This window comes from Streptomyces sp. NPDC026301 (genome assembly GCF_055567935.1).
This window is the reverse complement of sequence record NZ_JBVHPN010000038.1, coordinates 1-19265: the sequence shown is the minus strand read 5'-3', so window position 1 is coordinate 19265 and position 19265 is coordinate 1. Positions and strand designations below refer to the sequence as shown.

General features: G+C 70.9%; 18 protein-coding genes. 6 read left to right on the top strand and 12 right to left on the bottom strand.

All coding sequences use genetic code 11. From position 1 onward, the window contains the following. Positions 1 to 161 precede the first annotated feature (161 nt). The 6 genes from ACZ4MH_RS33775 to ACZ4MH_RS33750 all read right to left on the bottom strand — a co-directional run bounded on the left by ACZ4MH_RS33775 (position 162) and on the right by ACZ4MH_RS33750 (position 7909). Positions 162 to 1784: a type IV secretory system conjugative DNA transfer family protein gene (locus ACZ4MH_RS33775; RefSeq protein ID WP_467754851.1), complete on the bottom strand. Its 1623-nt coding sequence runs from the start codon at positions 1782 to 1784 to the stop codon at positions 162 to 164. 111 nt (positions 1785 to 1895) lie between these two features. Then, positions 1896 to 3362, bottom strand: coding sequence for an ATP-binding protein (locus ACZ4MH_RS33770; protein WP_351601899.1), 1467 nt, complete (start codon positions 3360 to 3362; stop codon positions 1896 to 1898). Between the two features lie 28 nt (positions 3363 to 3390). Further along, the gene (locus tag ACZ4MH_RS33765; RefSeq protein WP_351601893.1) at positions 3391 to 4953 is read right to left on the bottom strand and encodes an SCO6880 family protein; all 1563 of its coding nucleotides are present in this window, start codon (positions 4951 to 4953) and stop codon (positions 3391 to 3393) included. After that, the gene (locus ACZ4MH_RS33760; RefSeq protein WP_467754850.1) at positions 4950 to 6314 is read right to left on the bottom strand and encodes a hypothetical protein; all 1365 of its coding nucleotides are present in this window, start codon (positions 6312 to 6314) and stop codon (positions 4950 to 4952) included. The genes ACZ4MH_RS33765 and ACZ4MH_RS33760 overlap by 4 nt, the downstream gene beginning before the upstream one ends. Further along, a complete protein-coding gene (locus ACZ4MH_RS33755) occupies positions 6304 to 7167 on the bottom strand; it encodes a hypothetical protein (protein WP_351601870.1) in 864 nt (287 codons plus the stop codon). Before ACZ4MH_RS33755 ends, ACZ4MH_RS33760 begins: the two co-directional genes overlap by 11 nt. Before the next feature lie 433 nt (positions 7168 to 7600). Continuing rightward, positions 7601 to 7909 carry a hypothetical protein gene (locus ACZ4MH_RS33750; protein ID WP_031067282.1) on the bottom strand — a complete coding sequence of 103 codons (309 nt, stop codon included), beginning with the start codon at positions 7907 to 7909 and terminating at the stop codon, positions 7601 to 7603. Between the two features lie 362 nt (positions 7910 to 8271). Here ACZ4MH_RS33750 and ACZ4MH_RS33745 point away from each other — a divergent pair, with 362 nt between their 5' ends. Beyond that, positions 8272 to 9273, top strand: coding sequence for a C40 family peptidase (locus ACZ4MH_RS33745; RefSeq protein WP_351601876.1), 1002 nt, complete (start codon positions 8272 to 8274; stop codon positions 9271 to 9273). A gap of 233 nt (positions 9274 to 9506) precedes the next feature. Further along, positions 9507 to 10325, top strand: a complete 819-nt coding sequence (locus ACZ4MH_RS33740; protein WP_467754849.1) for a phosphatase PAP2 family protein — start codon at positions 9507 to 9509, stop codon at positions 10323 to 10325. A 90-nt stretch (positions 10326 to 10415) separates the two neighbouring features. Here the strand turns inward: ACZ4MH_RS33740 and ACZ4MH_RS33735 are convergent, their stop codons facing one another. Together ACZ4MH_RS33735 and ACZ4MH_RS33730 are read right to left on the bottom strand one after the other, a co-directional pair. Beyond that, complete coding sequence (locus tag ACZ4MH_RS33735) at positions 10416 to 11939, bottom strand: FAD-binding oxidoreductase (RefSeq protein ID WP_351594253.1); 1524 nt, start codon at positions 11937 to 11939, stop codon at positions 10416 to 10418. Positions 11940 to 12088: 149 nt separating this feature from the next. Beyond that, entirely contained in the window at positions 12089 to 12289 is a 201-nt protein-coding gene (locus ACZ4MH_RS33730; protein WP_351594250.1) for a hypothetical protein, read from the bottom strand. A 139-nt stretch (positions 12290 to 12428) separates the two neighbouring features. Here ACZ4MH_RS33730 and ACZ4MH_RS33725 point away from each other — a divergent pair, with 139 nt between their 5' ends. Both ACZ4MH_RS33725 and ACZ4MH_RS33720 read left to right on the top strand, forming a co-directional pair. Further along, a complete protein-coding gene (locus ACZ4MH_RS33725; protein ID WP_351594247.1) occupies positions 12429 to 13286 on the top strand; it encodes an SCO4651 family lipoprotein in 858 nt (285 codons plus the stop codon). Between the two features lie 205 nt (positions 13287 to 13491). Beyond that, positions 13492 to 13683, top strand: a complete 192-nt coding sequence (locus tag ACZ4MH_RS33720; RefSeq protein WP_351594244.1) for a hypothetical protein — start codon at positions 13492 to 13494, stop codon at positions 13681 to 13683. 126 nt (positions 13684 to 13809) lie between these two features. On the opposite strand, the gene ACZ4MH_RS33715 is transcribed toward ACZ4MH_RS33720, so the two are convergent. Beyond that, positions 13810 to 14211: a metal-sensitive transcriptional regulator gene (locus ACZ4MH_RS33715; RefSeq protein WP_351594242.1), complete on the bottom strand. Its 402-nt coding sequence runs from the start codon at positions 14209 to 14211 to the stop codon at positions 13810 to 13812. Positions 14212 to 14430: 219 nt separating this feature from the next. Between ACZ4MH_RS33715 and ACZ4MH_RS33710 the strand changes: the two genes are divergently transcribed. Together ACZ4MH_RS33710 and ACZ4MH_RS33705 are read left to right on the top strand one after the other, a co-directional pair. Beyond that, positions 14431 to 15051 (top strand): DUF47 domain-containing protein, encoded by a 621-nt coding sequence (locus ACZ4MH_RS33710; protein WP_030267458.1) that lies wholly within the window; start codon positions 14431 to 14433, stop codon positions 15049 to 15051. 9 nt (positions 15052 to 15060) lie between these two features. Beyond that, the gene (locus ACZ4MH_RS33705) at positions 15061 to 16059 is read left to right on the top strand and encodes an inorganic phosphate transporter (RefSeq protein ID WP_351594237.1); all 999 of its coding nucleotides are present in this window, start codon (positions 15061 to 15063) and stop codon (positions 16057 to 16059) included. Between the two features lie 150 nt (positions 16060 to 16209). On the opposite strand, the gene pstB is transcribed toward ACZ4MH_RS33705, so the two are convergent. The 3 genes from pstB to pstC all read right to left on the bottom strand — a co-directional run bounded on the left by pstB (position 16210) and on the right by pstC (position 19121). Further along, the gene (gene pstB / locus ACZ4MH_RS33700) at positions 16210 to 16989 is read right to left on the bottom strand and encodes a phosphate ABC transporter ATP-binding protein PstB (protein ID WP_351594234.1); all 780 of its coding nucleotides are present in this window, start codon (positions 16987 to 16989) and stop codon (positions 16210 to 16212) included. Positions 16990 to 17052: 63 nt separating this feature from the next. After that, a complete protein-coding gene (gene pstA, locus ACZ4MH_RS33695; protein ID WP_351594232.1) occupies positions 17053 to 18129 on the bottom strand; it encodes a phosphate ABC transporter permease PstA in 1077 nt (358 codons plus the stop codon). Continuing rightward, positions 18126 to 19121, bottom strand: a complete 996-nt coding sequence (pstC, locus tag ACZ4MH_RS33690; protein WP_351594229.1) for a phosphate ABC transporter permease subunit PstC — start codon at positions 19119 to 19121, stop codon at positions 18126 to 18128. The genes pstA and pstC overlap by 4 nt, the downstream gene beginning before the upstream one ends. Positions 19122 to 19265 lie beyond the last annotated feature (144 nt).

Here is a 19265-nt window from a genome sequence, read left to right as displayed (position 1 = left end):
GTACTGCAGGGGGGACCCTGTGGGAGAGTAGGACGCCGCCGAACAATCATTGTGGGAAAGCCCCGCACCTCATGGTGCGGGGCTTTTCTGCGTTTAGGGCCACGGCAATAGTGCGGTAGGGCACAGGCCAGACGGGCCGAGCCCCCGGCCTGGACCGGCGCTCAGGCCGGCAGGGGGGCGTGGGGCCAGCGGGTGCGGGACTGTTCGGGGGAGCGGAGGGTGGCGAGGGTCAGGAGGCCCTGGGCGGCGCCCGATTCGAGGAGCGCGGGGAGCGCGGGGATCGGGGCGAGGGCTGCGATGTCGTCGAGGACCAGGGTGAGTGGTGGGTCGAGGCGACCGTCAGATGACCGTTCGGCCATGCGGCGGCCGCGCTCGACCACGCTCGAGACGAGTGCGGTGAGCAAAGGCATCGCACCCGGTGTCGTACGCGGGTCCTCGATCGACTCGCCCACTACGTAGAGCGTTCCCCCTTCCGCCACGTAGGAATCAAGCGCGAGCGCATCGGCCCGCCCCGGATTGCAGGCGTCCCGGATGTGGACGGAGGAGAGGGCGGCGAGCGCGCGGGCGACCAATTGCTGGGCCATGTCGCGGCGTTCGGGGTGGGCGGTCAGTACGGACTCCAGCTCGCCGGCGCGGCCGGCCGCGGCCTTGGAGTTCGTACGGAGGATGCGTACGGGCTCGTGCGCGGCGCCGCTGCCCTGGGCCCAGCGGTGGATCTGCCGGAACGGCCTGCCGTCCACGGCGGCCGCGTGCAGCCAGCAGCGCAGCAACGTCTCAGCGGCGTCCGCCAGGGCCGAGTCGAGCGTGCTCATCGGGCGGACGGGGGCGAGGAGGGCGGTCGCGCGGGTACCGGCGACGGCGATGTCCTCGCAGCCCGCGGTGGGCGACCAGCGCAGGCGGGCCGGGGTGTCGAGGAGGTGCAGCGGGTCGTACGCGTGCAGCGGACCGAGCTTCGCCCGGGCGTCTTTGCTCTCGGCCCAGAGCGTCGGGTCGGTCGTCGCCACGAGGAGCGGCCCTTCGGCGGCGGTGATCGCGGCGAGCGCGGCGGCGCGGGCAGCGGGGCGCTCGGAGCGGTGGTGATAGTGGACGCGGGGGAGCGCGGGGGTGTCCGTGACGGCACTGGCGGGAACGCCGGTGGGGATGCCGGTAGGGGCGTCGGTACGGGCGTCCAGGGGCGGCTGCGGGGCCGGTTCGGCCGCAGGTACGGCCAGTACCTCCGCACTCGTCTTACGGCCGTCTACGGCTGTGGGTGAGGCGTCGGCCGGGGCCGGCGCCTCAGGGACCGCTTCCGGGGCCGCCGGGGGCGAGGCCGGTACCGCCGCCCCCTCGGCGAGTCGGTTCGCGCGGCGTTCCGCGCGTACCGCTCGGAAGCGGGTGAGCGTGCCGAGGGCGAAGATCGTGAGGACGACGAGGACCATCAGTTCGCTGATGAGGACGCCCCAGAAGAGGCCGTAGCCCGCGAGCTGGCCGTCGGGGGTATCGGGCCAGGCCGCCGGCAAGTCGTGCGGCTGGGTGACCAGTTCGCGCATGGCGAGGGGGGTGCGGGTGAACGTCAGCCGGTCGGGCCAGCTGCCGTGGGCGAAGAGGCCGGAGAGTCCCGTGGCGAGCCACACCAGGACCGTCAGGCCCAGGAGGAAGGCCAGCACGCCGACGAGCAACGAGTCGGGGATGCCGCGCTCCCGTCGCCGGGGCCCGGCCCCGCCGTCCCGGCCCGCGCCGCCACCGGCTCCGTTGGCTCCGTACGCCTGCCCCTGCCGGTCGTATCGGTCGTACCCGTCGCTCACGCCACCGACCCGTCCTTCGTACCGCCCGTCGGTCCGTCTCTCTTACGCCACCGACTACCGGGCGCTCGTTCTTCGTGCCGTCCGTACTTCCCGCCGCTTGCGGCCTGCCTTCTATGCCACCGTCTCGCTCGATTCGTTGCTGAGCTGGCGGGCCAGGGCCATTGCCTCGGCGCGTGCTTCTGCCTCGGCGTCCGCCGCGCGCTCCAGGGCCAGGGCCTCGTCCGTGGGCTGGGCCGAGGCGTCGGCCACGGAGGACTCGGTCATGGCGCGGTCGGTGTAGACGAGCGGGCGTTCGGCCTCGGTGATCAGGTGCTTGACGACCTGGACGTTGCCGTTGACGTCCCAGACCGCGATGCCGGGGGTCAGGGTGGGGATGATCTCCACCGCCCACCGTGGGAGGCCCAAGACCCGCCCCGTGGCCCGTGCCTCGTCCGCCTTCTGGGCGTAGATCGTCCTCGTCGACGCCATCTTGAGGATGGCCGCCGCCTCCCGTGCGGCCGCGCCGTCCACGACGTCGCTGAGGTGGTGGACGACGGCGACGAAGGAGAGGCCCAGGCGCCGGCCGAACTTCAGCAGGCGCTGGAAGAGCTGGGCGACGAACGGGGAGTTGATGATGTGCCAGGCCTCCTCGACCAGGAAGATCCGTTTCTTCCGGTCGGGGCGGATCCAGGTGTGCTCCAGCCAGACGCCCACGATCGCCATCAGGATCGGCATCGCGATCGAGTTGCGGTCGATGTGGGAGAGGTCGAAGACGATGAGCGGCGCGTCGAGGTCGATGCCGGCCGTGGTCGGGCCGTCGAACATGCCGCGGAGGTCACCGTCGACGAGGCGGTCCAGTACGAGGGCCACGTCCAGGCCCCAGGCCCGTACGTCGTCCAGGTCGACGTTCATGGCCTCGGCCGACTCCGGCTTCGGGTGGCGGAGTTGCTCGACGATGTCGGTGAGGACAGGCTGGCGGTCGGTGCGGGTCTCGTTGCCCTCGGCGGAGCCGAACCCATTGAGCACAGCCGCGTGCGCGACCTTGAGGGCGAAGCCGGAGCGCTCGTCGAGGCCGTGGCCCATGGCCACCTCGATGATCGTGCGGAGCAGCGCCAGCTGGCCGGTGGTGGTGATCGACGGGTCCAGTGGGTTGAGGCGGATGCCGCCGTTCAACGCCGCCGTGGGGTCCAGCCGGATCGGGGTTATGCCGAGCTGTTCGGCGATGAGGTTCCACTCGCCGACGCCGTCCTCGCCCTGTGCGTCCAGGACGACGACCTGGCGGTCGCGGAAGCGCAGCTGACGCAGTACGTACGTCTTCTCCAGCGCGGACTTGCCGTTGCCGGACTCGCCGAGGACGAGCCAGTGCGGGGCGGGCAGCTGCTGGCCGTACAGCTGGAAGGGGTCGTAGATGTACCCCTTGCCGCTGTACACCTCGCGGCCGATGATCACGCCGGAGTCGCCGAGACCTGGCGCCGCGGTGGGCAGATAGACGGCCTGGGCCTGCCCGGTGGAGGTCCGTACGGGCAGCCTGGTCGTCTCCACCTTCCCGAACAGGAAGCTGGTGAACGCCTCGGTGATCGCGGCGAGCGGATCGAGCATGGCCATGACGTACGCGCCTCCCAGCGGCTTAGCGGCGGATCCCGGTCGCGAACGGAAGCGTGTTGACGAATGCCCTGTGGTGCTCGCGGTCGCACCACTCCAGCTTGAGGTAGGACTTGCCGGCCGAGGCGCGGATGGTCCGCTTGTCGCGGGCCAGCGCCTCGGGGGAGCGGGCGGAGACGGTGAGGTAACCGACGAGGTTCACGCCGGCCGCGCCGGACGCCAGGTCCTCGCCGCGCTGGTCGACGCGGCCGTGGTGGGCGACGTCGCGCGGGTCCACGACGCGGTTCATCTTGGCCGCGCGGCTGGCTTCCGCGTCGTCGTTGGTCTTCTCGGTCAGCATGCGTTCGATCGCGACCTCGGTCGGCTCGAGGTCCATGCAGACCGCGACCGTACGGATCACATCAGGGGTGTGCACGAGCAGCGGCGCGAGGAAGTTGACGCCGACCGGGGTCAGCGGCCACTCCTTGACCCACGCGGTGGCGTGGCACCAGGGCGCGCGGGTCGTCGACTCGCGGGTCTTGGCCTGGAGGTACGTGGGCTCCATCGCGTCCAGCTCGGCCGGCCAGGCGTTGCGCTTGCTCATCGCCTGGATGTGGTCGATGGGGTGGTCCGGGTCGTACATGGAGTGCACGAGGGACGAGAGCCGGGCCTGGCCGAGGGGCTGGCGTACGCGGATGTCGGCCTCGGCAAGGCGGGCGCAGATGTCGGTCAGCTCGCGGGCCATGACGACGGCGAGGCCCGCGTCCTTGTCCAGGCGCTTTCGGAGCAGCCCGCCGTGGTGCGTGCGGGCCGCGCGGGCCATGGTCTCCGCCTCGGCGGCCAGCTCGCGCGTGTAGTGCATGCAGGCGACGAGGTACGCGCGGTGCTGCTCGGAGGAGGTGGAGACCATCGACTGCAGCTGGTCGTAGGAGTCCTGCAGCCAGGCCGGGGAGTTCCGGTCGCCGCGCTGGGCTACGTCCTTGGCGTGCGCGTCCGGGTCGGCGGGGAGGGTGCGGGCGAGCATCTGCAGGCGGGTCACGAACCCGTCGCCGTTCGCGACGTGCTTGAGCAGCGTCCCGAAGCGGTCGACCAGGGCCTCCTGGTCCTCGCTGTCGCGCAGGCCGACGCCCGGGCCCTCGATCTCTATCGCCGCGGTGACGGTGCGGCGGTCGGCGTGCAGCAGTACGGCGATCTCGTCCGGGCCGAAGGGCGCGGCGAGCCAGTTGATGCGGCCGATGCCGGGCGGCGGGCCGATCTCCACCTCGCGGCCGTCGAGGCTGATGCCGGCCTCGGGCGCGGTGGAGCGGTACGTCGTCCCCCGCCGCAGGGTGCGCTTGTAACTGCGGTTGATCTCGAACCACTTGTAGAACGTCCGGCCGCGGTACGGGACGTACACCGCGGCCAGGGCCAGCATCGGGAAGCCGGTGAGCGTCACGATGCGCAGCGGCAGGACGGGGACCAGGAGGCCGCACATCATGCCGAGGAACGCGCCCGCGATGATCAGGGCGATCTCGCCGGTCTCGCGGTTCTTGCCGATGACGGCGTTGGGGCGGGCGCGGCCGATCAGATACGTGCGTCGGGGCGCGATCGGGTGGGACTGGGTGCTCAACGCCCATCACCTCCTGCTGTTTTGCCGGTGCGGGCGGAACCGCCCGAGGCCGCGCCGGGGCGGGGGCCTGGGCTCGTACGGGGTGCGGGCGGGGCGGCCGCGCCGGAGCCGCCGGAGCCGCCCGAGCCGCTGCGGGAGCTGTGCGCGGCGACGCCGCCGGCCACGGCGTCTGCCGGGCGGGACTGGCCGCCGCTGCTGTTGCCGCCGTCGCCGGAGCCGTTGCCTCCGTTGCGCGAACTGTGCGTCTTGATGCCCTGGGAGACCAGGGCGGCGGGGGAGGAGATGAGGGCGGCGGCCTGACTGCCGTCCGTCGCCGCCTTCTTGCTCGTGCGCGCCGCCATGATCTCGTCGCCGAAGCCGGGGACGAAGCGGTAGATCATCGCGCTCGCGAAGATGGCGAGCAGGATGATGGCGAGGCCGGAGACGACGGCGGAGAAGGAGTCGGGGCCCTTCTCGGAGGAGAGGGCGCCGGCGATGCCCAGCACGATCACGATGACCGGTTTGACCATGATCACCGCGATCATGATGCCGGCCCAGCGGCGGACGTGGCCCCACATGTTCTTGTCGACGAGGCCGGCGTAGACGACCGTGCCGAGCAGGGCGCCGACGTAGAGCAGGGCGGCGCGGATGACCAGCTCCAGCCAGAGGATGCCGGCCGCGAGCACGGACACGAGGGCGACGACGATCAGCATGATCGGGCCGCCGCCGATGTCCGTCCCCTTCTTCAGGGCCTCGGAGAAGGAGCCGAAGAAGATGTCCGTCTGGGCGCCGGTGCCCTTGGCGATGATCTCGGTGACGCCGTCGGCGGCGGAGACGACGGTGTAGAGGATCAGGGGGGTGAAGGCGGAGGCGAGGACGGTGAGCCACAGGAAGCCGACCGCCTCACCGATGGCCTCGGTGAGGCGAACGCCGCGGACGGCGCGCTTGGCCACGGCGAGCAGCCAGAGCACGAGCGTGAGCACGGTGGAGGCGGCGAAGACGACGGCGTACTGGCGCAGGAACGCGGCGTTCGTGAAGTCGACCTGCGTGGTCGCCTTCACGGCTTCGGACAGCTTGGTGACAATCCACGCGGCGGCGTCGGCACATCCCTTGGCGAGGGACTGGAGGGGGTCGAGGGGGTTGCTGTCGGAGATACCGGGAGAGGGGGAGGAACCACCGCTCCCTCCCGAGCCGCGCTCCTCGCAGAGCTCCTTCGCCTTGTCGGAGAGGAGCTCGCAAGGGTTGTCGCTCGGCTTGGGCGACGGCGCGGCGAAGGCGCGCGAGGCGAAGAGCACGGCCCACATCTGGAGGCCGGCGAACAGCGCCGCGAATGAGAGGGCGCGGCGGCCGGGTGTACCGGTGAGTTGAGGCTTACCGGGCATACGTGAACCCTCCGAACCCTTCGACGGCCTTGGACATCTCCTCGGCCGTCGCGGCGGCCTGGTCACGGCCGACCGGCGCCGGCCCGTTCTTCTGCGAGAGGTCGGCGATCTTCCAGTCGCCACCGGCCCACTGCAGTTTCATGGTCGTCGTGTACCAACTCTCCGCGACCGGGTTCTCGGAGCCTTCGCCGGCGAGGCCGAACAGGGAGGAGTACCAGACAGCGACCTTCGCGGAGGTCCCCTCGAACTTCTCGACCTTCGTACCGACCGGATTCGCCCGGGACACGAAGGTCATGCCGTCCGGAGCCTTGCCATTCTTGTCGAGGCCGATGCCGGCCAGGAACTCGGGATCGTCGTAGATCTTGCGCAGGCTCTGTTTGCGGGCAGCCGCGGCGGTCGGCGTGTACACCGCGTCGACGATCGCGTCGCGCGCGTCCGACCTGTACATACCGTCACTGGCGAGCGCCACCGCATAATTCGCCGCCGCCGACTGCGCCCCCGCTTCCGACTTGGGGAAGTCGGAAGGGATGGCGGGGTTTTGGGGGTTCTTGCCGGAGACCGGGTGTTGGCCTGTGGGGCTTGTGGGCTGGGCGGCCGGGGCGCCGGAGGTGTTGTCGGGGGAGGAGGAATCGGAGGTGTGGCCGCCGCGGTTGGCGAAGGCGATGGCTGCGATGAGCAGCACGACCACGCCGACGATCGTCACCAGATTGCGGCTGGACATGCCGCCGCGGGGGCGGCGGCCGGTGCCGTACACGTCGCCCTCGCCGCCGGGCAGTCTGGTGCGCGTCTGGCCGGCGGGACCCTGGCCGCCGTACTCCCCGCCGCCGTACGCTCCGTCATCTCCGAGACTCATGGTGCCTGTGCCCCCTCAACCGGCATCGCTGCCGTTTTCGCCGTCGCCTTGCCGCAACCCGGGTACGACCGTAGCCGCGTGCGAGGCGGCCAGGGCGTCCTGGTACGAGTACACCCCACTGTGACGGAACGGCGAACCCGCCCGCAGCGCCTGTGGATAACTACGCGGCGGGTTGGGAGTCCGCTGTGGGTGGGTGGTCGGAGTGGGCATCAGCATGTGGCCTCGGGTGGGAATGTGGGCCAGGTGGGGCGGCCGCGCACAGACGACGACCATGGGACGTGAGCCGGGGCGTGGCGCGGAAGAGCGCGCGGTGGGCGCGCGGACGGACGGGCGGGGCGTACGGACGGGCGTACGACGGGTGTACGGGACGGAGGCGGCGGGCCGGTGCGCGACGGCTGCCGCGCGGCCCGGCGGGCGGTGACGTTTCGGCCGGCTAGACCGCCATGCCGTAGACGATGGTGAAGAGGGTGCCCAGTGACCCGATGATGAAGACGCCGGTCAGTCCGGCGACGATCAGGCCCTTGCCCTGCTCGGCGCTGAAGGTGTCGCGGAGGGCCGTGGCGCCGATGCGCTGCTTCGCCGCACCCCAGATCGCGATGCCGAGGCAGAGGAGGATGGCCACCGCCATCACCACCTCGACCATGACGCGTGCCTCGTTGCCGAGACTCCCGAACGGGCCCCAGTCAGGGGCGATTCCGCCGATAATGGTGGTGATGTCGCCCTTTTCGGCCGCAATGAACATAAGTGAACTCACCGCCCCTATTGGGTAGTTGTCTCCCGCACCACATGGCACGGCCAGCCTCTATCTTCGCTGACAATTGCCTGTGGCGATGTCGACTTGGCGTCAAACTTTGGCGGATCCCGTGTGGGCGACGAGGACAGGGGTGTACGCGTCGTCCGTAGGGCCCGGCATTTTCACCGTGTGTACCATGCGCGGTCACGCTGAGCAATTGACGGCCGGGAGGGCGGCGAGGCCGTGGCCGAAGGGTGGCGCGGGCGTGGCCGAGGGGAACTGTGTGCGGGGAACGCCGGTTTGAGGCGGGGCGGACACGGACACGGTTCGTCGGTAGCCTGACGGGGGTCGACGTGGGGGTGAGGGGTGCGGTGCGCAAGGTCTGGGTGGGTGCGGGCATCGGCGCGGGCCTCGGTGCCTGTTTTGTCGCGCTGTTGATCATCGGTACGTACGCGGCGGCCGGGCTCGGCGGGGCCGCGGGACGGGCCGTCGGGCTGGCGAAGGGCGCGGTGCCGGCGGCGTACCAGCCGCTCGTGCAGAAGTGGGGCGCACTGTGTCCGGCGATCAACCCGGCGCTGCTGGCCGCGCAGCTGTACCAGGAGAGCGGCTGGAACCCCAAGGCGCAGAGCCCGGCGGCGGCGCAGGGGCTCGCGCAGTTCATCCCCGGCACGTGGGCGACGCACGGCGTCGACGGGGACAACGACGGTGACAAGGACGTGTGGGACCCGGACGACGCGATCGCGTCGGCGGCCTCGTACGACTGCGAATTGGCCAAGTATGTGAAGGATGTCCCGGGGGACGCCACGCACAACATGCTCGCGGCCTACAACGCGGGCGCCTATCGGGTCATCCAGCACGACGGCGTGCCGCCGTACCGGGAGACGCAGAATTACGTCAAGGTCATCACCACCCTCGCGAAGAGCTTCGAGGCGCCGGTCGAGCGGGTGCAGCCCTCGCAGCAGGCGGCCGGGGCCATCTACTACGCACAGAAGAAGCTCGGCACGCCGTACCTGTGGGGCGGGAACGGAACGGCGGACCAGGGCGGCAGGTTCGACTGCTCGGGCCTGACCAAAGCCGCTTTCCAGTCGGTCGGGGTCGAGCTGCCCCGCGTCGCCAACGACCAGTGGAACGCCGGGCCGCATCCGAAGCGGGACGAGCTGCTCCCCGGGGACCTGGTGTTCTTCGCGTACGACTTGAAGGACCCGCGGTCGATCCACCACGTGGGGATCTACGTGGGGGGCGGCTACATGATCAACGCCCCGTACACGGGGGCGGTGATCCGGTTCGACAAGATCGACTCACCTGACTACATCGGGGCCACTCGCGTCACCGAAGATGGCGCAAAAGCGCTCCCCCGTCGGAACACTGCGTGAACATGGGGCCTGAGCTGCGGAGATGAGTCAAGCTTCGATAACGTCCTGGTGATCATCCGGTGGAAAGTGGAACGTCGCGGGGGCGCATGACGTTTCCTTGGAGTGGGAGTGAGCGGCGCTGCCGGAGCACGGCTGACGGACGGCGCGGCGCACACCGCAATTGCTCGACGACCACGGGGGTTGGCAGCACTCGGACGGCGCTCGCGCGCGCGAAAGGTTAGGGGCCCCGGCACATGGCTGGACTCGCACTGGACGGGTCGAACCCCGACGTTGGCCTGCTCTACGAGGTCAACGGCCTCGCCAAGGACGCTCCGCACTGGTTCGACCAGGTGATGGAGTACGTCGGCGAGTACGGCATCATCGCCGGGCTGGCGATCCTGTGTCTCATCGGCTGGTGGGGCGCCCGCAAGAAGGCCGACGCGCCCGCCGCCGTGGCGGGCCTGGTGTGGGCGCCGCTGGCCGCCGGCATCGCGCTGCTGGCCAACATCCCGATCCGGGAGTTCGTGGCGCGGCCACGCCCGTTCAAGGACCACTCGGGGCTGGAGGTCCTGGTCGCGGGCAAGAACGACTTCTCGTTCGTGAGCGATCACGCCACGCTGACCATGGCCATCGGCGTCGGCATCTTCATCGCGCACCGCAAATACGGGCTCATCGGCATCGGCCTGGCCCTCCTCGAGGGCCTGTGCCGGGTCTACATGGGCGTGCACTACCCGACGGACGTCATCGGCGGGTTCGCGCTGGGCACGGCGGTCGCGCTGCTGTTCGCGCCGCTCGCCCAGGCGCTGCTCGTGCCGCTCATGAAGGCGATCGCGGCCTCCCGCATCGGTGCGCTGGTCCAGGTGCCCCGCGCCGGGACGGCGCACGCGGGCGGAGCGGGCGAGGGGGACGGCGCGGCTGTGACGGACGCGTTCGGGCCCGCGGGGGCGGCCGGTGCCGTCGGGGCCGGGGGCCCCGACGGGTTTCCGGAGCCGCCCGGCCCGGCCGGCGCGCCGCGCCGTACGGACGGGGTGCCGGCCGGCCGCAAGGACCGGGACAAGGACCTCGCCGCCTGAGCCGAGGGACGGACGTCCCTGAGCCGAGGAACAGACGCGTCGGCCCCGCCCGGACACCGGGCGGGGCCGACGCGTAGTCAGAACCGGGCGCTACAGCGCCTGCGGGAACGTCCGGAACAGGTGCTGCGGGTCGTACGCCTGCTTCACCGTGGCGAGGCGGCCGGCGGCCGCGCCGTAGTACGCCTGCTTCCAGTCCGTCAGGGCCGGGTCGGCGTAGTTCTGGTAGGCGGCGCCGGACGCGTACCGGCGCATCGCGGTGTGCATGCCGGCCAGCCAGCCGCTCTGGGCCTTGCCGGTGCCGCCCGGTGCCCAGGAGGCGAGGTACTGCGCGAGGAAGCGCGAGCGGCGGTGCACGAAGGCGGTGGCGGTCGGCTGCACGCGGTTGATCGCGCCACCCAGGGCGGTGAACGCGACGTTGCCGTTGACGCCGTTGCGGCCCGCGCGCTCGATCTGGTCGAGGACCGTACGGATGCCCGCCGCGCTCAGGGAGCGGTCGAAGAAGTCCGAACGGGCCGCGTAGGTCTCCCGGCCCAGCTGCCCTGAGGTGGTGTGCCCGGGGGCCTTGCCCGGCTGGTGGCACTGGGCGGTGGTCTTCGTCGAGCAGCCCGCGTACGCCTCCATCGCGTCCAGGTACGGCTTGGGCCTCAGCGACACGGAGGAGGCCGGGCCGGGGCCGCCCGCGCGGTCGGCGAGCTTGTCGACGGCGTTCTGGAGGTCGCGGTACGACCCGAGCGAGAACGCGGCGACGGAGACGGTCGGGGTGCCGCCGGGGCGCGCGTCGAGGTGGCAGCTGGACCAGATCTCGTCGGCCTGCACCGGCCCCCACTCCTGCCAGGAGCGCAGTACGGCTGCCGCCTTCGACCACGGCCAGGTCATGTACGCCATCACCGCGCTCGGCGCCTTGTGCGTACGGAAGCGCAGCTCGGTGACCACGCCGAAGTTGCCGTTGCCCGCGCCGCGCAGCGCCCAGAAGAGATCGGCGTGCTCCTTCATGTCGCAGTGCAGGGTCTTGCCGTCGGCCGTGACGAGCGTGGCGCCGACGAGGCTGTCGCAGGTCAGTCCGTACGCGCGGGAGACGACACCGTGGCCGCCGCCGAGGGTCAGGCCGGAGATGCCGACGGTCGGGCAGGAGCCGCCGGGGACGGTCACGCCGTGCTTGCCCAGGCCCTCGTACACGTCGATCAGCTTGGCGCCGGCGCCGATGCGGGTGGTGCCGCCGGACGGCGCGGAGACCTTGGAGAGCGCGGAGACGTCGACGATCAGGCGGTTGTCGCCGCTGGACCAGCCGGCGTAGGAGTGGCCGCCGTTGCGAATGGCGACGGGCGTGCCGTGCTTGCGCGCGAAGCTCAGGCACTCCGCTATGTCCGCGGCGTGCTTCACGTACGCCACGGCCGCCGGCTTCAGCGTGTCGTAACGGGTGTTGTAGAGGCGGCGCGCGGTGGCGTACGCGGCGTCGCCCGGCCGTATCAGCTGCCCGTCCAGGCCCGTGCGGAGCGCGTCCCAGGAGGTCCCCCGGCCCATCCCTGAGCCGTAGGCCGTGCCCCAGGCCGTTCCCCATGCCGCCGTGGTCGCCGCGAGCCCGCCGCCCGCTGCCAGAAGTGTGCGCCGCTTCACGGCCGCCCCCTATGCCGAATCGCGCCCCGAAGGCGCTGTCCCGTTGCCCTTCCCCCAGCCAGATGCGGAAGTGGGGCGGCGGGTTCCGCCGGGAACGGGGAGTGCGGAGTGAAAGAGGGGATTGCGGGGGCGTGGGAGGGCCGAGCCGGTCAGCTGCCGCCCGCGTGCCGCTCCGCGTCCGTGCGGGCCTGGGAGCGGGCGCGGCGGGCCGGGCCCGACCAGCCGCAGCTGCACCGGGCGAGACAGAACGCGCCGCGCTCGGTGGTCGTGGCGCGGTGCGTAGCGGTGGCGCCGGTGCCGGCGCCGTCGGTGGCGGTGGTCTGCTGCGGGTCCTGGGTCGCGTACGGCACACCGCCACGCTACTGCCGGTTGGCCCAGGCGGGCGTGACGGGCCACATGAACGGTCGTTGAACGAAATGGTTGCCCGATGCCGGCCGCGCCGTGCGGCGGCGGGACGGCGGCGCGACAGCGGCAGGGGGCTCGTGCGCGATGGTGGTGCAGGACAGACGGAGCGGCACGGCCGTCGCCGTCGCCACGGCGGCGGGGCTGGCGCTGGGAGCCGGCCTGCTGACATCGGGGTGTACGACGGATGGCGCCGCCGCCGACGACGTGCCCGCGGGCCCCGTCCCCTCGGTGGCGCTCCGGCAGAGCGCCGACGCGCTGGTGCGCGGCGGCACCTCACAGGTCCGTACGGCCCTGGAGACCACGAGCGGCGGCACCCGTGTCGCCATCCGCGGCGGAGGCCACTACGACTACCGCCGCGGCACGGGCCGGCTGCGGCTGGTGCTGCCGGAGCCCGCCGGGCCGGACGGCCGGGTGCGCAAGCCGATCACCGAGATCTTCGCGCCCGGCGCGCTCTACATGAAGAACCGCGGCGCCGGGGTGCCCGCGGACAAGTGGGTGCGGGTGGACACCACGGCGCTGTCCGACGGCAATCTCGTCACCGGTGGCGCGACCGATCCGCTGGCCGCGGCCGAGCTGCTGCGCGGCACCCGGCGCGCGACGTACGAGGGCGAGGAGCGGCTGCGCGGCGTGCGCGTGCGGCACTACCGCGGCACGGCCGACATCGGGGTGGCCGCCGACGCCGCTTCGAAGGGCACCAAGCCCTCGCTGACCGCGGCCGAGCGGGGCTTCACGACCGACGCGGTGCCGTTCGAGGCGTACCTCGACGAGGCCGGGCGGCTGCGCAAGCTGCAGTACCGGTTCTCCTTCGCCAACGGCTCGCCGCGCGGCACGGAGGTGACCTCCACGCTCACCTTCGCCGGCTTCGGGACGAAGGCGCCGGTCGAGCTGCCGCGGCGGGCGGACATCTACACGGGGCGGATCGCGGCGGCCGGCGGCGGATGAGGTGTGCCGGGGCGGCCGGGCGGGGCGTCCCGGGTCTGCGGCTCCGGGCCCGGCACGTGCCCGCAGGGCTTGCCGGGCGGCGTAAATGGTCCATCCGTGCCATGCGCGGGGCGTGCAACCGTCCCTACCCTTGGTGGTAACCGCCAGAAGAGTGGCATGGGCCTCGAAGGAGGAGGTGTTGTACGTGGCGCCGCACCGCAGTCAGATGGCTCAGGACCACGTGGCCCTCGTCGAGATCGACCTGGCTGGTGAGTTGATGATCGCGGCGGCGACCTCCCCGGAGGACCGCCTCAGCCCGGACCGTATCGACGAGGTGCTGGACGTGGACGCGGACCGTGACGCCAGAGAATCCGCAGTGGTGGCGGAGCAGCGCTCCGCGACCGTCGAGCGGCTGTAGGGAGCGGTCATTTTCGGCCGCGGCCCCGGCGTGGGATACGTCACGCCGGATCACTCACCCGCACGGCCAGGAAGAGCAATCGGGGCCCGGACCCTGCCCCGCTTTCCGGCCGACGGGCGGCGTATCTCAGGTACGCAGCATGCGCTCGATGGCCTTGGTGGCTTCCTTGACCTTCTCGTCGATGGCCTCCGGCCCCTTCATGGCCGCGTCGGCGACGCAGTGCCGCAGGTGTTCCTCGAGAAGCTGCAGGCCGAAGGACTGCAGGCCCTTCGTGCTGGCCGAGACCTGGGTGAGTATGTCGATGCAGTAGACGTCCTCCTCCAGCATCCGCTGGAGGCCCCGGATCTGACCCTCGATGCGGCGCAGCCGCTTGATGTGGGCGTCCTTCTGCTTCGCGTACCCGTGGATGCCCAGATCGTGGTTGGTCACGGCATCAGGGTCGCCCTGGGGCACGCCCTGCGGCTCCGCGCCGTGGCAGGCCCCGGCGGCCGCGGTCGTGCCATCGGCGTCGGCGTCCGTGGTCGTCATGGGCTTCTCCCCTGGTACGTAGCCGGTCCGTATACCCCTGGCGGGTATATGGTACAGAATTTCGCGCACGAGGGAGATACCCCGCGCGGCCCGCGGGGCAGGTACCCCGTGCAGAGCATGCTGCCCGATGGGCGACACTGAGGTAATGCCGGTTAGCAGTGGCTGGATGATGCGCCTAGCATCATCTCGACCGAATCCGATGCACCCCGAGGATTTCACGTGCGCTTTCGTCTGACCCCCAGGGAGACGAGCTTCTACGACATGTTCGCCGCCTCTGCGGACAACATCGTCACGGGCTCAAAACTCCTGATGGAACTGCTCGGGGCGGACGCCTCCGCGCGGGCAGAGATCGCCGAGAGGATGCGAGCGGCGGAGCACGCGGGGGACGACGCCACCCACGCGGTGTTCCACCAGTTGAACTCCTCGTTCATCACGCCGTTCGACCGCGAGGACATCTACAACCTCGCCTCGTCGCTCGACGACATCATGGACTTCATGGAGGAGGCCGTCGATCTGGTCGTCCTCTACAACGTCGAGGAGCTGCCCAAGGGCGTCGACCAGCAGATCGAGGTCCTGGCGCGGGCGGCCGAGCTGACCGCCGAGGCCATGCCGAACCTGCGGACGATGTCGAACCTCACCGAGTACTGGATCGAGGTCAACCGTCTGGAGAACCAGGCCGACCAGATCCACCGCAAGCTGCTCGCGCACCTCTTCAACGGCAAGTACGACGCCATCGAGGTGCTCAAGCTCAAGCAGATCGTGGACATCCTCGAAGAGGCGGCCGACGCATTCGAGCACGTGGCCAACACGGTCGAGACGATCGCCGTGAAGGAGTCCTGAGCCCCGGCCATGGACACCTTCGCGCTCATCGTGACCATCGCGGTCGCGCTCGGATTCACGTACACCAACGGCTTTCACGACTCCGCGAACGCGATCGCGACCTCGGTCTCGACGCGTGCGCTGACGCCGCGGGCCGCGCTCGCGATGGCGGCGGTGATGAACCTCGCCGGCGCCTTCCTGGGCAGCGGGGTGGCCAAGACCGTCAGTGAGGGCCTGATCGAGACGCCCAGCGGCAAACAGGGGATGATGATCCTCTTTTCCGCGCTGGTCGGCGCCATCGCGTGGAACATGGTGACCTGGTACTTCGGTCTGCCGTCGTCCTCCTCGCACGCGCTGTTCGGCGGCATGGTGGGCGCGGCGCTCGCCGGGTCCTCGACCGTCTACTGGTCGGGCGTCTGGGAGAAGATCGTTCTCCCGATGTTCCTGTCACCGCTGGTCGGCCTGGTCGTCGGCTACTTCGTCATGGTCGCCATCCTCTGGATGTTCAAGGGTTCCAACCCGCACAAGGCCAAGCGCGGCTTCCGTATCGCGCAGACGGTCTCGGCGGCGGGCATGGCGCTCGGCCACGGTCTGCAGGACGCCCAGAAGACGATGGGCGTCGTGGTGATGGCGCTGGTCATCGGCGGTGCCGAGGGCCACGGCGACCCCATCCCGATCTGGGTGAAGATCGCCTGTGCGGCGATGCTGTCGCTCGGTACGTACGCGGGCGGCTGGCGCATCATGCGCACCCTCGGCCGCAAGATCATCGAGCTGGATCCGCCGCAGGGCTTCGCCGCCGAGGCGACCGGTGCGTCGATCATGTTCAGCACCGCGTTCATGTTCCACGCGCCGATCTCCACCACCCACGTGATCACCTCGGCGATCATGGGTGTGGGCGCCACCAAGCGGGTCAGCGCAGTGCGCTGGGGCGTCGCGAAGAACATCATCCTGGGCTGGTTCATCACCATGCCGGCGGCGGGAGCGGTGGCCGCTCTCGCGTACTGGGTGGTGAACCTGGCGTTCGGCTGAGCCGGTCGCTGGTACGACAAAGAGGGCCCGCCCCCGAAGTGGGGGCGGGCCCTTCGTCTTGCGGTGGCACCGCCATGCAGCACCGCAGGACGCGGAAGGGTCGGTCAGGACGTCTGAGGGGTCGGCCACGCGGCGGAGCCGCACGTCGACTCAGCCGAAGCGGCCGGAGATGTAGTCCTCCGTGTCCTGGACCGACGGGTTGGAGAAGATGCGCTCGGTCTCGTCGATCTCGACGAGCTTGCCGGGCTGGCCGACCGCGGCCAGGTTGAAGAACGCCGTACGGTCCGAGACGCGCGCGGCCTGCTGCATGTTGTGCGTGACGATGACGATCGTGAAGCGCTCCTTGAGCTCCCCGATCAGGTCCTCGATGGCGAGGGTGGAGATCGGGTCGAGCGCGGAGCAGGGCTCGTCCATCAGCAGGACCTGCGGCTCGACCGCGATCGCGCGGGCGATGCACAGCCGCTGCTGCTGGCCGCCGGAGAGGCCGGAGCCGGGCTTGTTCAGCCGGTCCTTGACCTCGTTCCAGAGGTTGGCGCCCTTGAGGGACTTCTCGACGACGTCGTTCAGCTCGGACTTCTTCTTCACCGCGCCGTTCAGGCGCAGGCCCGCCGCCACATTGTCGAAGATCGACATGGTGGGGAAGGGGTTGGGGCGCTGGAAGACCATGCCGACGGTGCGGCGGACGGCGACCGGGTCGACGCCGGAGCCGTAGAGGTCCTCGTCGTCCAGCAGCACCTTGCCCTCGACGCGGCCGCCGGGGGTGACCTCGTGCATCCGGTTCAGGGTGCGCAGGAAGGTGGACTTGCCGCAGCCGGAGGGGCCGATGAAGGCCGTCACCGAGCGGGGCTCGACGGTCATGGAGATGTCGTCGATGGCCTTGTGGCTGCCGTAGTAGGCGGAGAGGCCGCTGACGTCGATTCGCTTGGCCATGGGAATCACAACTTCTTTCCGGGTTCGCGCAGCGCGGCGGCGGCCACGCGGCGGAGCCGCACATCAGTGCTGCGGGGCCTTCCAGCGGGCGATGCCGCGGGCCACCAGGTTGAGGATCATGACGAAGGCGATGAGGACGAGGGCCGCGGCCCAGGCGCGGTCGTAGCTCGCCTCGGAGCCCTGCTGCCACTGCTGGAACACGTACAGCGGCAGGGACTGCTGGGCGCCTTCGAAGGGGTTGTTGTTGATCGTCTTGGCGCCCCACACCAGGAGCAGTACCGGCGCGGTCTCGCCGGTGATGCGGGCGATGGCCAGCATGACGCCGGTGGTGATGCCGCCGAGGGAGGTGGGCAGGACGACCTTGAGGATGGTGCGCCACTTCGGTACGCCGAGGGCGAGGGACGCCTCGCGCAGCTCGTTCGGCACCAGCTTGAGCATCTCCTCCGCGGAGCGCACCACGACCGGCATCATCAGGATGGCCAGTGCCATGGCGCCGGCGAAGCCGGAGGGGCCGAAGCCGAGGATCAGGATCCACGCCGAGTAGACGAAGAGGCCGGCGACGATCGAGGGCACGCCCGTCATGACGTCGACGAAGAAGGTGACGGCCTTGGCGAGCCGGCCGCGCCCGTACTCGACGAGGTAGATCGCGGTCAGCAGGCCGACCGGCGCGGCGATCAGGGTGGCGAGGCCGACCTGCTCCAGGGTGCCGATGATCGCGTGGTAGATGCCGCCGCCGGCCATCTGGTCCGGCAGCGTGCCCATCGAGTGGGAGAGGAAGTACCCGTCCAGGACCTTCCGGCCGCGGGCGACGGTCTCCCAGATGAGCGAGGCGAGCGGGAGGACGGCGAGCAGGAAGGCGATCCAGACCAGGCTGGTGGCCAGCCGGTCCTTGGCCTGCCGCGCGCCCTCGACCTTGGCGGCGATCGCGAACGTGCCGACGATGAAGAGCAGCGCGGCGACCAGGCCCCACTGGATCTTGCTGTCCAGGCCGGCGGCGAGGCCGATGCCGACGCCCGCGGCGAGGGCGGCCAGCGCGAAGACCGGCGGGGACCAGCGCGGCAGCCGGGCCTGCCGGAGGGAGACGGGGGGCAGCGGCGCGCTGTCCGCGACCGGCCGCTCTTCGGTGATGACGTTACTCATGCGTTGGCCCCCGAGTACTCCTTGCGGCGGGCGATGATCAGGCGGGCCGCGCCGTTGACGAGCAGCGTGATGACGAAGAGGACGAGGCCGGAGGCGATCAGCGCGTCCTGGCCGAAGGTGTCCGCCTCGCTGAACTTGCTGGCGATGTTCTGCGCGAACGTGCCGCCGCCCGGGTCCAGCAGGCTGAGCCCGATGAGGAAGCTGGGGGAGAGGACCGTGGCGACGGCCATGGTCTCGCCGAGCGCGCGGCCCAGGCCCAGCATCGAGGCGCTGATGATGCCGGAGCGGCCGAAGGGCAGCACCGACATGCGGATGACCTCCCAGCGCGTGGCGCCGAGGGCGAGCGCGGCCTCCTCGTGCGTCTTGGGGACCTGGAGGAAGACCTCGCGGCTGACGCTGGTGACGATCGGCAGGATCATGATCGCCAGCAGGATCCCGACGGTGAACAGCGAACGCGCGGCGCCCTGGGAGTAGCTGAAGATCCCGGTCCAGCCGAGGTAGCTGTCCAGCCAGCTGTACAGGCCGCTCAGGTGCGGCACGAGGAAGAGCGCGCCCCACAGGCCGTAGATGATGCTGGGGACCGCGGCGAGCAGGTCGATGACGTAGCCGAGCGGGGAGGCCAGCTTGCGCGGCGCGTAGTGCGAGATGAAGAGCGCGATGCCGACCGCGACGGGTACCGCGATGACCATCGCGATGACCGAGCTGACGACCGTGCCGAAGGCGAGGACGGCGATGCCGAACTTGGGCTCGGCGCCGGTCGGATCCCACTCGAAGGTGGTGAAGAAGTTCGCCTTGTCGCCCTGGACGGCGAGGACGGAGCGGTAGGTGAGGAAGGCCGCGATGGCAGCCATGATCACCAGCAGCGCGATGCCGGAGCCGCGCGAGAGACCGAGGAAGACGCGGTCACCGGGGCGGACTGCCTTGCCGCTGACCTCGGAGGGCGCGGCGGGCGCTGCGGGGGGTGGGGACTGGGGTATCGCTGAAGTATCCATGGGGGTTCTCCGGTCTGCGGAGCCGTGGGGCTCCAGGCGGCGGTGCACCGGACGGGGGGGGGGGGGGGGGGGGTGGGGGGGGGGGGGGGAGGGGGGGGGGGGGGGGGGGGGGAAGGGAGGGGGGGGGGGGGTCGGGAGTTTTGT